Raw genomic sequence first — 14164 nt, 5'->3', positions numbered from 1 at the left:
GGAATTGAAACGATATAGAAAGAAAAATAAAACAAAATCAAAAATTGGTTTTTAGAGTGCCTATGAGGAATTGAAACCTACTGAATCGTTGTTTAACTCTTTTTCATATGTCGTTTTTAGAGTGCCTATGAGGAATTGAAACTGAAATTCTTCCAACTCCAATCCAGTTAGTTTCTATAGTTTTTAGAGTGCCTATGAGGAATTGAAACAGCTAAGTTGTTGAAGAATAAAACTTTTTTGTCGTCAGTTTTTAGAGTGCCTATGAGGAATTGAAACCACTACATTGCACTACTACATTACACTACTGCTTTAGTTTTTAGAGTGCCTATGAGGAATTGAAACCATATCAAACTTTACAGTGTAAAAGGCGGGCTTTTGTTTTTAGAGTGCCTATGAGGAATTGAAACTAACTACTGGATAAAACTACAGGATAAAACTACTGGGTTTTTAGAGTGCCTATGAGGAATTGAAACCCAGTTCCGCGTATTATGCCTAAACCCTCTCATATAGTTTTTAGAGTGCCTATGAGGAATTGAAACAATCAGATTTGCTTTCATTCATCTGCCACCTCCTCAGTTTTTAGAGTGCCTATGAGGAATTGAAACAACGGAGGTAGAGAGCTATGAAAAACACCATTTATAAGGTTTTTAGAGTGCCTATGAGGAATTGAAACAAATAAGTGATTTGATGCAAAGAAAGTATAAAAGATGTTTTTAGAGTGCCTATGAGGAATTGAAACATAAACAATATGTAGGAGGAGCAAGATGCAAATGAGTTTTTAGAGTGCCTATGAGGAATTGAAACAAGCTTTCTCAAGCTTAATTAAAGTCTCTTGAAGCGGTTTTTAGAGTGCCTATGAGGAATTGAAACAGACAAAAAAGTCCGAAATAGGTAAGTGTAGGAAAAAGGTTTTTAGAGTGCCTATGAGGAATTGAAACAAAGATGTAAAATCGTCAGCTTTAGCAAGTGTTAAAAGGTTTTTAGAGTGCCTATGAGGAATTGAAACTAAAAACTACGAATTAAAAGAGAAAAAATTCGAGCGTTTTTAGAGTGCCTATGAGGAATTGAAACGATAAAGTTAAGAGCTTGAAAAATAAGCATTTTTTAGTTTTTAGAGTGCCTATGAGGAATTGAAACAAACAAAAAAAGGCCAGGCCTTTGCGGCCTGGCCTTGTTTTTAGAGTGCCTATGAGGAATTGAAACGAAAAAGATTTGCAAACAAATCTCCACAACAACCTATGGTTTTTAGAGTGCCTATGAGGAATTGAAACCCAGTTCCGCGTATTATGCCTAAACCCTCTCATATAAGTTTTTAGAGTGCCTATGAGGAATTGAAACCCATCCCATTGTTGCTTTGTTTTCTTTTTTCTTTTCAAGGTTTTTAGAGTGCCTATGAGGAATTGAAACTCTCACTCACATTTTCAAGTAACATTTCAAGAAGTTTGTTTTTAGAGTGCCTATGAGGAATTGAAACGATGACTCAAAACAAAATGTTAAAATCAATGTTAAAAGTTTTTAGAGTGCCTATGAGGAATTGAAACTTAAAGTCGTCCTTTGCTCCTAATATAATATAGTCAGTTTTTAGAGTGCCTATGAGGAATTGAAACAGATTTCCTCGTCAAATAATTCTACCAGCTTACCGCGTTTTTAGAGTGCCTATGAGGAATTGAAACAACCTAAAGCGCCAATCAAAGCTGAAGGTAAAAATAAGTTTTTAGAGTGCCTATGAGGAATTGAAACATATACGTTGACTTTCATCTAATATGATGATTGGATGTTTTTAGAGTGCCTATGAGGAATTGAAACAATCTAAAAATAAAAAATATAGATGTTCTAAAATTTGTTTTTAGAGTGCCTATGAGGAATTGAAACTGGTGAAATTTCATGGTAAGTTGGCTGAGTTGTTCAGTTTTTAGAGTGCCTATGAGGAATTGAAACGACAACCAGACCCTACAAAAGTAATGCCGTCGGACAGTTTTTAGAGTGCCTATGAGGAATTGAAACGCGGATAAGCTCCTTGACTTTCGTCTCTTAGGTTCGTTTTTAGAGTGCCTATGAGGAATTGAAACTCTCCGGAGCAAACGTTTTTACTCTCCGGAGTAACGTTTTTAGAGTGCCTATGAGGAATTGAAACTGAATTTAGAGGCTGGGGCTGGATTGTTAAGGACTAGTTTTTAGAGTGCCTATGAGGAATTGAAACCGGACAAGAATTTGTTCCAAGCCAATCGATGCTTATGTTTTTAGAGTGCCTATGAGGAATTGAAACTCTTCTCTACTCCTATTTTTCCTGTGCTTCGTAGTCGTTTTTAGAGTGCCTATGAGGAATTGAAACTATTTCTTAGTTAAAGTTTTGTTAAATCGTTTTATAGTTTTTAGAGTGCCTATGAGGAATTGAAACATAGATATCAACAAAGTTTTTTGAATAGAGTTAAGGAGTTTTTAGAGTGCCTATGAGGAATTGAAACTTCCATCCACAGGAAGAATTGGTACAATTACACTGACGTTTTTAGAGTGCCTATGAGGAATTGAAACTTGTTTCCTTTATATTTTCCATCTGGATTTCCATCTGTTTTTAGAGTGCCTATGAGGAATTGAAATAATATTAGGCTTTATACAAAATATTTTGCTTGATTTAATTGTTAAAAATTTTTATAATTTTTGTATTAAAAACAAAATTTGAAAAGGATTTTTTGATTTGAGGTTAAAAATTAGGTTAAACTCAGACAAAGAATATATTGCCCTTCCTATTCATCACAATTATCTACTTCAAAGTATGCTTTATAAAAATCTTCCAAAGCAGTTAGCAAATTTTCTGCATGATGTTGGATTTTCTTATGAAAAAAGGTCTTTTAAACTTTTTACATTTTCTAAAATCCAATCAGAACATTTTAAAATCTCAAATCAACAGATAATTTATAAAGCTCCTATTTCCATATACATCTCTTCAGCGGTAAATGACATTACAAAAAACTGGGGAGAAACTTTTATTAGAAAAGAATATTTCCTATTAGGAAGCAATGAACTTTTTTTAGAAAGTATAGAGGTTATAACAAATCCGGATTTCAAAGACAAAATGACCATAAAAACTTTATCTCCAATTACAACTTACAGAACCTTTGAAAAAGATAAAAAGTATTACAGATACTACTCTCCGACAGAAACGGATTTTCAGGAACTTATAAAGGAGAATTTACGGAAAAAATACGAAGTTATATCAGGAGAAAAAATTCCGGATTTTCCATTGAAAATAAAACCAATAAAAACAAGAAAATTGCTATTGAAATACAAAGACTTTCCTATTGAAGCATACGAAGGAACCTTTGAGATAAATACACAACCTAACCTTTTTAAGACTGTTTACGATGCAGGACTTGGTGCAAAAAACTCACAAGGTTTTGGAATGATAGAAGTTACTTAAACAAAAATTAAAGGAGCCTTGATGGAGAACGTAATTGTCGTAAACAATCCAATTCTTCAAACCTCACTCACAAAGATAAGAGATAAAAATTTAAAATCTTCTTTAGTTAGAAAACATCTTTCAGTAATAGGAAAAATTTTATTAACTCAAGCTTTAAAAGATGAGGAAACATATTTAAAAGAAGTTGAGACTCAGTTTTCAAAAGGTGATTTTCCAACTTTAAAAGAAGATAACTACGTAATAGTTCCGATTCTAAGAGCCGGATTACCGATGATGGATGGATGTCTTGAAATTTTGGAAGAAGCAAAAGTCGGTTTCCTTGCCATCAAGAGAGATGAGGAGACATTAGAAAGTAAAGTTTATTACGAAAGATTACCAAATTTAAAAGACAAAACTGTAATAGTGGTTGACCCAATGGTTGCAACAGGAGGTTCTCTTATAAAAGCCATAGAAATAATAAAGTCTCATAACCCTAAAAAGATTATATCTTTAAATGTTATTGCATCAAAAATTGGGATAGAAAAGGTATCTAACCATAAAGATGTTCTTTTTTACGTTGGAAGTGTAGATGAAAAATTAAATGACAAAGGTTACATAGTTCCCGGAATAGGAGATGCGGGAGATAGATGCTTCAACACTGAGTAATGAATCTTAAACATGTACTCTTGATGCTAATAGATTTTTAGTGTATTGAGATTTAGGATTGTCAAAAATTTGATAAACATCTGATTCTTCCATTATTTCTCCCTTGTACATAACAATAACTCTATCGGCTATCTGGGCAACAACTCCAAGGTCGTGAGTTATGAAAAGGATTCCTATATTTTGTTTTTCTTTCAACTCTTGAAACAAAGCTAAAATTCCGGATGCAGTTGTAACATCTAAGGCTGTAGTTGGTTCGTCTGCTAATATATACTTTGGTTTATTTACTATCGCATTTGCTATTACAACCCTTTGTTTTAATCCTCCGGATAACTCGTGAGGGTACTGATAAAATCTTTTTTCTGGGTCCGGAATTTTTGCCGATTCCATGGCTTGAATTACAATTTCCTTTCCTTCTTTGTAAGATATGTCTTTATGAGCCAATACTGTTTCTAAAATCTGTTCTCCCACCGGAATTAAAGGGTTTAAAACTGCTGAGGGTTCTTGAAAAACCATACTGACTATATTTCCTCTTATTTTTCTTATTTCCTCTTTTGAGAGTTCAGCTAAATTTTTATCATCTATAAATATACTTCCTTCTACCTTTGCGTAAGATGGTAATAGGTTCATTATAGCGTTACAGCTAACACTTTTACCTGAGCCAGATTCTCCCACAATAGCTACTATCTCACCTTGATTTAAATGAAAGGAGACTCCTTTCAGAGCCTCCACAACCTGATTTTCTATATAAAACTTAACGAATAGATTTTCAACCTTTATCACTTTAGTGCATCTATCAACTTGTTGAGAGTATCAGCTGATATAGCTCCTGATACAGCTACACCTTTATTAGGAAATATTATTGTAGGTGTTCCATTTATTCCTACAGATTGAGCATACTGTAAGTTTTTGTCTATTACCGATTTTGCTGTGGCACAAGCTTTATCAAGGGCTGACAATCCAGATTCGTTGTTTGATGCTACACTTTCAAAGGCTTTGTTAAGTAAGTTTTGTTTTGAGGTGTTGTCTTTTTGACACTCTATGTTCTCCGATATTCCCCTTGCATGTTTATGGAAAGGTAAAGGATAAAGGACCATTTCAAACTTTACATCTTTTCTATTTTTCAGTACTTGCTCTATCTCTTTATGAAGTTTAGCACAGAATGGACATTGTGGGTCAGTAAAAACATAAACGACGTTGTTTCCATTACCGTAAGTTACGTTGGATTTTGGAAGATTTTTTGTATCAACAAACATTATAAGGTCTAAAAGACCTTCTTTTTTTAACATCTCAACTTTATCTTTTCCCATAATCTTTGACAATTTTGTTTCTTTTTCAGAATTTACTTGAGATTGTAATTGCTGAAACCTTTCTCTTGTTAAACTCACCTTTTTATTTACGTCTATAATCTCACCGTTAACAAGGTATTTAAGATTACAGTCTACATAAATAGGTACCTTTTTATTTCCTGTTTCTATAATCACTTCGTATAGACCTTGAATAGGAGAGTCAGACACACTTACTACTTTTGCATTTCCAAGTATTCCGGATAACGCTTTCTCAACTTGAGATGTGCTTATTTTTGTATTTCCTCCACCTAAACAGCTTTCGGCAGCAAAAATGGAAGTAGATAAAGCCATCAATCCGGCTACAAAAAGTTTTAACTTCATAAATTTTTCACCTCTAAAGTTTTTTTAACTATATTATATTACCATCTTATCTTTTTTGTGTGAATGTTTTGTAAATCAGTTTTTTAGTTTGATAAATATAAGAGCTGTCATGATTGCATCGTTAAGAGAGTCGTGCTTTCCAAAGGTTGGAATTTTTAAATCTTTTACTATTGAGTCAAACCTTAAATCTACAAATCCTTGAGGTATTTTTCCTATTTTGTAATCGTAGTACAATCCGGATACTTCTATCTTTTCATTAGGAAGTGGTATTCCTATTAACTGTTTTGTGTATTTATTAACCATTTCAATATCAAAATCTACATAGTATCCCACCAATGGTCTGCTTCCTATGTAGTGGAGAAATTTTTCTATAGCTTGGTTTAATGGAATACCTTTTTCAAGGTCTTTTTTTCTCAGTCCGTGGATTTTTATGGTCTCTTCATTTATATCTTTTTCTGGTTTAACCAACGTGTAAAACCTTTCATTAAGTAAAATTCTGTTGTCTTTTATTTTGACAGCACCTATTGAGAGTATATCGTCTTTTTTAGGGTCTAATCCGGTTGTTTCTGTGTCAAAGGCTACAAATTCATTCTCTGGTGGTTTATCAAATAAAAACAGGTATTTTTTATCTTTCAATCTTTTTTTTAGAAAGTCTTTTTTTAAATTCTCAAAAATTTTTATCATCTTATGTAGTTTAGTTTGTAGTGGTTTGTTATAAAGTCTTTAAATCTGTTTACTACTTTAAAGGATTCTTTTAGTAAGTCTTTCTCGTGGTTTGTAAGGTTATTAAGGTTTATATAATCATCTGGATTTTTTTTCATCTCCATCTTTTTAAGTCTTTCCCTAAGTCTCAAAGTTAACATAAACTCTAAGGATTCTATAATTTCTCTTCCAAAGTCTTTGTTGAACAGTCCATTGTTGACCAACTCTTTTATTCTACTGAAAGTGTTTGTTTCTTTTACTCTGTATTCTACAGCCAAAGACCTTACACCGTGAACTATTGGAAAGATACCACCTTTTTTTATATCAATTTCTCCTTTGTGTTCTCCTTTCTCTGTCTCAAATCCTCCAAAAAAGTTAAGTGGTGTTTTAAAACTTATGGTAGGTAGTGAAAACCAAGACAAAAATGTTTTGTTGTCTGATATTTTTTCAAATATATAATCTCTCAACTCTTCTGCCAACTGTGTTTTTCCTTCTATAGCTCTTAAATCTACTAAAATTGCAAGATTTAGCATATTATCCGGAGAAATGTTGTTTATGTAATGAAAAACAGATTCTTTGTAATCTTTTAAGGATTTTCTCCAGTATGGGTTTGTAATCATAACGTTACCTTTACATTCCGGATAACCAAGTTCTTTTAAAGCTTCTACAAACTCTTTTGCAAAAGTTTCCAACTTTGGACTATCAAAACCATCTGATAGTATGATTCCGTTGTCTTGGTCGGTTTTTAGTATCTGTTCCTGTCTTCCTTCACTTCCCATAACGATTAAACAGCTGTTTTGTTTTATATCTTCATCTGCAAGCATATTAAATAGTTTTTTGAATATTTTCTCGTTTATCTCAGAAACAAACTTCATTATGTGTCTTGTACGAATTCCTTCTTTATGTAGAAGTCTAACTGTGTTTATCATTGAGTCTGATACAGATTTTAACTCTTGAATTGATTTTGCTCTTTCTACTTTCAGTGCTAAAAATTGAGGTTGATTTGAGTATTGAGATAGAATATCAACTTCGTTGAGAACACCTAAAATATCTCCTCTGTCATCTTTTATTACCACTCTTTTTATGTTGTTTTTCATCATCGTTATGATTGCATCAAAAAGAAAAGTTTCTGGACTGACACTTATGATATTTTTATTGGCTATATCTCCTACCTGTTCTTCTACATTTTTTTTGGCTAAAATAACTTTTTTTCTAAGGTCTGAGTCTGTGACTATTCCATACTCTTGAGGAAATTTTACTATGATACTTAAAGATTTTTCTTCGGTCATTTTTTTTACCGCTTCGTAGATAGAGATGTTTTCATCTACAATCAATGGTTTTTGGTATGGAATATCTTTTATTTTGGCAAATAGGTATGGATTTTCTGATGCTACTGATGATAGTTTTTCTTTGGATGTTTTTTTAAAGTAGTTTGCAAAATCCGGATTTTCGGAGATTAGTTTTAACAAAAGACCTGATGGAAATCTGTATAGAATACTTTCTTCTACTGCAACAAACTGATTTTCATTTTGACCTATTATCGATAGGTAGTCAAAACTATCTTTTTCACCATAGTAATTAATATCGTTTCCTGCCAAATCCTTTTCAACTACTGAACCTTTCAAGACAATATAGTAAAACTCACCTAACGATGGTATGCTCTGGTTTTGTTTTATGTAAATCATCTCCATATTATCTACTATCTCTTCTATCTGATTATCTGCCAGTAGTTCAAAAGGATAGCAGTTTTTCAAAAAAAGTTTAATATCCGCTATGCTCATTTTTTTACCTCATTTTTTATCGGGGCTTAAAAAGCCCCGATAATGTTTTAATGTTGAACCGCTCCTTCTGCACCTATTCCCGTTTGAGACCTGACATATTGAGGTTCAAATCCTTCTCTATCTTCTTTTGCTCTTTCTGAGTTGTCAAGTTTTGATATGAGTATTGTTAATATGAATGTTGTTAACATTGAGAACAATGCAGGGTTTTTGAGTTTTATTATAGGCTCTGGATTTTTAAGAACATCTACCCAAACGGTTGGAGATATTACTATCAATACCAAAGCAACTACAAGTCCTGCAAGTCCACCCCAGAAAGCTCCTTTTGTCGTCAGTCCTTTCCAATATATGGATAGTAAAAGTATCGGGAAGTTGACAGATGCTGCTATAGCAAAAGCAAGACCAACCATAAATGCAACGTTTTGTTTTTCAAAGACTATTCCAAGAATGATAGCAAGGATACCTATCACAAATGTTGCTATTCTTGATACTTTCATCTCTTTTTGTTCATCTTTTTCTTTTGCTATTACGTTTGCATAAAGGTCGTGTGAAAGTGTTGAAGCTCCTGCCAATGTTAACCCAGCAACAACAGCAAGTATCGTTGCAAAAGCAACCGCCGAAATGAAGCCCATAAATGCAGGTCCACCAACAGCTTCCGCAAGGTGGATAGCTGTCATGTTATCTCCACCAACAAGAGCTTTTTTATCTCCGATAAGGTTTTTAGTAGGGTCATCCGCTGCTACGATTTTTGTGATGCCATCAACCACTATCTGTTTTGCATTTTGGAAGTATTCTGGATGGTTTACAAATAAAGCGATAGCACCAAATCCGATGATGAATGTAAGAATGTAGAAGTATCCTATAAATCCGGTTGCAAAGAAAACTGATTTTCTTGCTTCTTTTGCGTTAGGAACTGTGAAAAATCTCATTAGGATATGAGGAAGTCCTGCTGTTCCAAACATCAGAGCAAGACCAAGAGAAATAGCGTTTAATGGGTCTGATACAAGACCTCCCGGAGCCATAATTTTCTCACCTTTAGAGTGTACTTGAACGGCAGTTGAAAATAGATTTTCAAAACTAAATCCAAAGTGAAGTAAAACCATAAACGCCATAAAAGATGCACCACCCAGTAGTAAAACAGCTTTAACAATCTGAATCCAGGTTGTTGCAAGCATTCCACCGAATGCAACGTATGTAATCATAAGAGCTCCAACAACTATGACTGCCGTAGAATAAGGAAGACCAAACAACAGCTGTATCAACTTTCCAGCACCTACCATCTGAGCGATAAGGTAGAAAGTAACAACAGATAAAGAACCAATAGCAGCAAGGATTCTTATTCTTTTTTGCTCTAACCTAAACGAAGTAACATCTGCAAATGTGTATTTTCCAAGGTTTCTAAGAGGTTCAGAAAGTAAAAACATAACGATAGGCCAACCAACAAGAAAACCTATTGAGTACAGTAGTCCATCATATCCGGATGTGTAAACAAGTCCTGCAATTCCAAGAAAAGATGCAGCAGACATAAAGTCTCCGGCTATCGCAAGACCATTTTGAAATCCGGTTATGCCACCACCGGCTGTGTAGAAATCTTTTGCAGTTCTTGTTCTTTTTGCTGCCCAGTAAGTAATACCAAGTGTAGCTACAACAAACAGTATAAACATCGTTATAGCAGTCATATTAACACCTTGTTTTTCTACATTCCCTTCTATCCCTCCGGCTGCAAAAGCACCACCAACCAAAGCAACACTAAGTAGCCAAAAGAACATTCCTTTTTTTGTCATATCACACCTCCTTCATGTATTTTCTCTTTATTCTTTCTGACAACTCATCGTAATCTTTGTTGGCTATGTAAACGTACACACCTGTAAGCAAGAAAGATAAAACAATAACACCAATACCTATAGGAATACCAACGGTAATTACACCTTCTCCTAACTTTTGAGCTAAAAACTCTTTGTTAAAAGCAACAAGAAGGATAAAACCAAAGTAAATGAACAACTCCAAAGCTGTTAAGATAACCATAACCCTGTTTCTCTCTGAAACAAGTTTTTGAAAATCCGGGTCATTTTTGATTTTTTCAATAAGACTTCTGTCCATAACGCTTACCTCCTATTAAAAGTTGTAGTTTGCTATCAACCTATACTCTGTAAAGTTCTGTCCTGGGATAAAGTTCCAAGTGTAAATACCTCTTGCTCTGACTTCTAAATTTTTAATAAGCCTACACTTCCAAGTTAAATCCCAGTTTGTCTCCGATGCATCATGAGTTCTGGATGAATAAACTGCCTTACTTCCTATATTAAAGTATGAATACGCTAAATGTAAGTTTAGTCCTTTTATAATGTCGAAGCTTGTTCCTACTTTCCAAGCGTTTGTATCTGCAACATAACCAAGTCTTGTAACTGTACCTTGGACAAACCCGGGAGTTCCACCCCATGGAGTTATAAGACCTCCGTTTAATAATTTGTTTGTATCACTTCCAGTTACAGAGTATGCAGCGTAAAGATTAAAGTTATCTACCACAGGAGTTGGTATGTTAAAGTTGATTTTTGCTCCAAAAAGGTTAGCCCCTACTTCTTTTCCAAAGACATCTTTAACTTTACTTCCCACATTCGTCTCATTGATATACTGAGCTGAGATTGTGGTCTTTACATTGCTAACTTTTACGTTATAATCACCTTGTAGGTAAAGAATGTTCATCATATCCCAAGCGTAGTAATCCCAAGCTTGGAGTTTTAAGTTTGGTATTCCTTCGTATATAGCTGCCAAAACTGTAACTCCAGCGTTTGCTTTACCTATTGCTTGCTTACCCATATTCATAAAGTTTCCAGTGTCGTATTTAGATAATCCCACTCCTCGAATAGTTAAATTAGTATAACCGCTACATCCGTATCCGGCTTGTAATCCTAAATAAGAACAAGCACTGTAAGCGTTTGCAAATGTTCCGTAAGCCATATTCCAAAAGTGAGCTCCTATCAAGGTTGTTTTTGGTAAATCTTTGTTTGTTATAACCACACCTTCAAAAAGGTTAGGAAGCATTCTTGCATCGTCCATTCCAGCCATAGGAGTGTTTATCTCTTGTCTTCCTATCTTTACATTCGTGTTTTTATAAGAATAGTTTAGGTAAAGTTGACCTATGTAGGTAACACTTTTTCTATCTTTGCCGAATAATGATGGGTCCAAGTGAGGGTTAAGACCTCCAGAAGCAGTTGGGCCTAACCTGTTTGGGTCAATAGCGTTTGTAGTGTAAGCCATTATACCAAACTTTAACCCGTTTACTGCCGCTGTTTCAAATCCAAACTTTCCACCGATTGCAAATGCAGACCTATCTTTTACAATGTCTGTTGTTCCACTTTCATAATTTCTGTCAATGTAAAAAGCTCTAAACTGACCCATTACCTTGCTTTCTTTAAAAGCAGACTCAAGGTCATTCGCTGCAAAAACCTGTGTAGAACCAAGTGCTAAAAGAGCTGACATTGCTAAAACTTTTTTCATTTGTTTAACCTCCTGTAAAGTAGTTTTTATTAAAACATCGTTATATTTCATCATCTATAACATTGTTATATTTTTTAAGGAAAAGCAAACAAAAAAACCTCTCCCTTAAAGGAGAGGTTACCTTTAAAAAATCTTATTCTTCTAAGGTAGATGTATCGCCTATTTCTAATCCAAGTTCTCTTGCTTTTAGCAATCTTCTCATTATTTTTCCACTTCTTGTTTTTGGTAATTTATCTACAAACTCTATTTCATCCGGAACAGCTATAGGTCCAAGGACATCTCTGACTGTATCTTTGATTTTCTCTTTCAACTCCTCTGAAGGTTGGTATCCTTCTTTTAGTATTACAAACGCTTTTATTGATTCTCCTTTTATTTCGTTTGGTTTTCCTATCACCGCTGCCTCTGCTACAGCATGGTTTTCAACTATCGCAGATTCTACTTCTGCTGTTCCTATTCTGTGTCCTGCGACACTTAGTACGTCATCTGCTCTACCTACGACCATTATATAACCTTCTTCATCTATCGCTGCAAGGTCTCCGGCAGAGTAGTATCCAGGTATTTCGTTCCAATATTTTTCGTACCTTTCAGGCTCTCCCCAACAAGTTCTAAGCATTGAAGGCCAAGGATTTTTTATAACAAGGTGTCCAACTTGATTTGGTGGCATAGGGTTTCCTTGTTTATCTACTACCGCAACTTCTATACCAAACATAGGTTTTCCGGCTTTTCCGGGTTTTGCCGGATAAGATGGTAAGGTTGTTATCATGTGTGCTCCTGTTTCTGTCTGCCACCATGTATCCACTATAACTGCGTTTCCTCTACCAATATTCTTATAGTACCAAAGCCATGCTTCCGGATTTATAGGTTCACCAACAGAACCTAAAACTTTTAAAGAAGATAAATCATACTTAGCCGGAATCTCTTCTCCGAACCTCATCAACATTCTTATAGCTGTTGGTGCTGTGTAAAACACATTAACACCGTACTTTTCTACGTATTCCCACCATATTCCCGGATGAGGATATACAGGTACTCCTTCCATCATTACAGAAGTTACGCCGTTGGTAAGAGGTCCATACACTATGTAACTATGTCCAGTAATCCAACCAACGTCAGCAGTACACCAGTATATATCGTTTTCTTTTAAGTCAAATACATACTTAGAAGTCATGTATGTATTTACCATATAACCACCTGTTGTGTGTAAAACACCTTTTGGTTTTCCTGTTGTTCCGGATGTGTAAAGGATAAACAATGGGTCTTCAGCGTCTTGTACTTCCGGCGGGCAGTCCTTTGAAGAGTTTTTAATAAGTTTGTAAAAATCAACTACGTTGTGTTCTTCGTATTCGTCTGAAAGTTCGTTGTCTCTATCCCAAAGAATTATCTTTTCCACAAAATCTAAATCTTTTATGGCTTCCTTTACTGTTGGAAATAATGGAATTTTCTTACCTCTTCTTTTTGTGTAAGTTGCGGTTATGACAGCTTTTGCCTTTGCATCATCTATTCTAATCTTCAATGCTCCTTCACTAAAACCAGCAAAAACAACACTGTGTATAACTCCAATTCTTGCACAAGCAAGCATAGATATAGCAGCTTCTACTGTGTTTGGCATGTATATGGAAACTCTGTCTCCTTTTTTAATACCAAGAGATTTAAGACCATTTGCAAGTCTACTGACTAAATCAAGAAGCTCTCCATAAGTAACCTTCTTCTCATTTCCTTCTTCATCAACAGATATAAAAGCAACTTTGTTTCTTTTTCCATTTTTTACATGTCTATCTATACAGTTGTAAGTAATGTTTGTTTTACCGTTTACAAACCATTTAGCGTAAGGATAGTTCCATTCTAAGACCTTGTCCCATTTCTCAAACCACTCTAACTCTTCTGCAATCTTTGAGTAAAACCCCTCTCTATCTTCAATGGACTGTTTGTAAAGAGATTCGTAATCTTTTATCCACGCCTGCTCAACTATATGTTCTGGTGGATAGTACTTTTCCTCAACCTTCAAAAGTAAATCTGCCTTTTCCATCGTTTTACCTCCTTCTATAACGCGGTTTTATTTTAAAAAATAAAACAGTATTTTAATAAATTTGTGTTAAATGTCAAATTTTTATATCAAAATAAAACATTGTTTGATTAAGTATTATCAGTATCAACCAACATAATATAAAAAGATATTCTTAAATAGTTAAAATTTTATAAAACAGTGTTTTATTACACAAAAAATATGCAACATATTCTTTGCTTTTTCTTGTCATTGAAAAGATTTTATGTTATTAAGTAATTTATAAATAATATTTTTTTATACCTCGAGTGAGAAATTAACCATATAATCCTACTTTTAATTTTTAACGTTTGGATATTACTCCGTCGTCCTATCCAAAATGGCAAAATTTTGTCTCAATAACTGTATGCAAATGAGATGCAAAAAATGTAAGATGTTGATAAATAAAAATCGTCGA

The 14164-nt window shown here is 34.2% G+C and carries 10 protein-coding genes and 1 CRISPR repeat array; of the genes, 2 read left to right on the top strand and 8 right to left on the bottom strand.

Going from position 1 to position 14164, the window contains the following annotated elements; all coding sequences use genetic code 11:
• Positions 1–47 precede the first annotated feature (47 nt).
• Positions 48–2598: direct repeats of the CRISPR family, unit length 30 nt; unit sequence GTTTTTAGAGTGCCTATGAGGAATTGAAAC.
• 97 nt (positions 2599–2695) lie between these two features.
• Together cas6 and upp are read left to right on the top strand one after the other, a co-directional pair.
• Entirely contained in the window at positions 2696–3418 is a 723-nt protein-coding gene (gene cas6, locus NE054_RS03935) for a CRISPR-associated endoribonuclease Cas6 (RefSeq protein WP_297888801.1), read from the top strand.
• Between the two features lie 21 nt (positions 3419–3439).
• Positions 3440–4063 (top strand): uracil phosphoribosyltransferase, encoded by a 624-nt coding sequence (upp, locus tag NE054_RS03930; RefSeq protein WP_297888799.1) that lies wholly within the window; start codon positions 3440–3442, stop codon positions 4061–4063.
• A gap of 6 nt (positions 4064–4069) precedes the next feature.
• On the opposite strand, the gene NE054_RS03925 is transcribed toward upp, so the two are convergent.
• From NE054_RS03925 to acs, 8 genes are all read right to left on the bottom strand, one after another.
• The gene (locus tag NE054_RS03925; protein WP_297888797.1) at positions 4070–4843 is read right to left on the bottom strand and encodes an ABC transporter ATP-binding protein; all 774 of its coding nucleotides are present in this window, start codon (positions 4841–4843) and stop codon (positions 4070–4072) included.
• Positions 4840–5730, bottom strand: coding sequence for a DsbC family protein (locus NE054_RS03920; protein WP_297888794.1), 891 nt, complete (start codon positions 5728–5730; stop codon positions 4840–4842). Before NE054_RS03920 ends, NE054_RS03925 begins: the two co-directional genes overlap by 4 nt.
• A gap of 75 nt (positions 5731–5805) precedes the next feature.
• Positions 5806–6414 carry a 3'-5' exonuclease gene (locus NE054_RS03915; RefSeq protein WP_297888792.1) on the bottom strand — a complete coding sequence of 203 codons (609 nt, stop codon included), beginning with the start codon at positions 6412–6414 and terminating at the stop codon, positions 5806–5808.
• Entirely contained in the window at positions 6411–8213 is a 1803-nt protein-coding gene (locus tag NE054_RS03910; RefSeq protein ID WP_297888790.1) for a putative nucleotidyltransferase substrate binding domain-containing protein, read from the bottom strand. Before NE054_RS03910 ends, NE054_RS03915 begins: the two co-directional genes overlap by 4 nt.
• Before the next feature lie 47 nt (positions 8214–8260).
• Positions 8261–9994: a cation acetate symporter gene (locus NE054_RS03905; protein WP_297888788.1), complete on the bottom strand. Its 1734-nt coding sequence runs from the start codon at positions 9992–9994 to the stop codon at positions 8261–8263.
• Between the two features lies 1 nt (position 9995).
• Entirely contained in the window at positions 9996–10310 is a 315-nt protein-coding gene (locus NE054_RS03900) for a DUF485 domain-containing protein (protein ID WP_297888786.1), read from the bottom strand.
• A 15-nt stretch (positions 10311–10325) separates the two neighbouring features.
• Entirely contained in the window at positions 10326–11705 is a 1380-nt protein-coding gene (locus NE054_RS03895) for an OprD family outer membrane porin (RefSeq protein ID WP_297888784.1), read from the bottom strand.
• A gap of 133 nt (positions 11706–11838) precedes the next feature.
• Positions 11839–13731 carry an acetate--CoA ligase gene (gene acs, locus NE054_RS03890; RefSeq protein ID WP_297888782.1) on the bottom strand — a complete coding sequence of 631 codons (1893 nt, stop codon included), beginning with the start codon at positions 13729–13731 and terminating at the stop codon, positions 11839–11841.
• Between the last annotated feature and the right edge of the window lie 433 nt (positions 13732–14164).

Source organism: Sulfurihydrogenibium sp. (genome assembly GCF_027448985.1).
Lineage (GTDB): Bacteria > Aquificota > Aquificia > Aquificales > Hydrogenothermaceae > Sulfurihydrogenibium.
Note: the sequence above shows the minus strand (reverse complement) of the source record. Positions and strands in the feature narration are given on the sequence as shown.

What these genes read in the sequence shown, in the direction of transcription:
- NE054_RS03900 (WP_297888786.1), bottom strand. Translation starts at nt 10,310, where the DNA reads ATGGACAGAAGTCTTATTGAAAAAATCAAAAATGACCCGGATTTTCAA.
- NE054_RS03910 (WP_297888790.1), bottom strand. Translation starts at nt 8,213, where the DNA reads ATGAGCATAGCGGATATTAAACTTTTTTTGAAAAACTGCTATCCTTTT.
- upp (WP_297888799.1), top strand. Translation starts at nt 3,440, where the DNA reads ATGGAGAACGTAATTGTCGTAAACAATCCAATTCTTCAAACCTCACTC.
- NE054_RS03920 (WP_297888794.1), bottom strand. Translation starts at nt 5,730, where the DNA reads ATGAAGTTAAAACTTTTTGTAGCCGGATTGATGGCTTTATCTACTTCC.
- NE054_RS03915 (WP_297888792.1), bottom strand. Translation starts at nt 6,414, where the DNA reads ATGATAAAAATTTTTGAGAATTTAAAAAAAGACTTTCTAAAAAAAAGA.
- NE054_RS03905 (WP_297888788.1), bottom strand. Translation starts at nt 9,994, where the DNA reads ATGACAAAAAAAGGAATGTTCTTTTGGCTACTTAGTGTTGCTTTGGTT.
- NE054_RS03895 (WP_297888784.1), bottom strand. Translation starts at nt 11,705, where the DNA reads ATGAAAAAAGTTTTAGCAATGTCAGCTCTTTTAGCACTTGGTTCTACA.
- acs (WP_297888782.1), bottom strand. Translation starts at nt 13,731, where the DNA reads ATGGAAAAGGCAGATTTACTTTTGAAGGTTGAGGAAAAGTACTATCCA.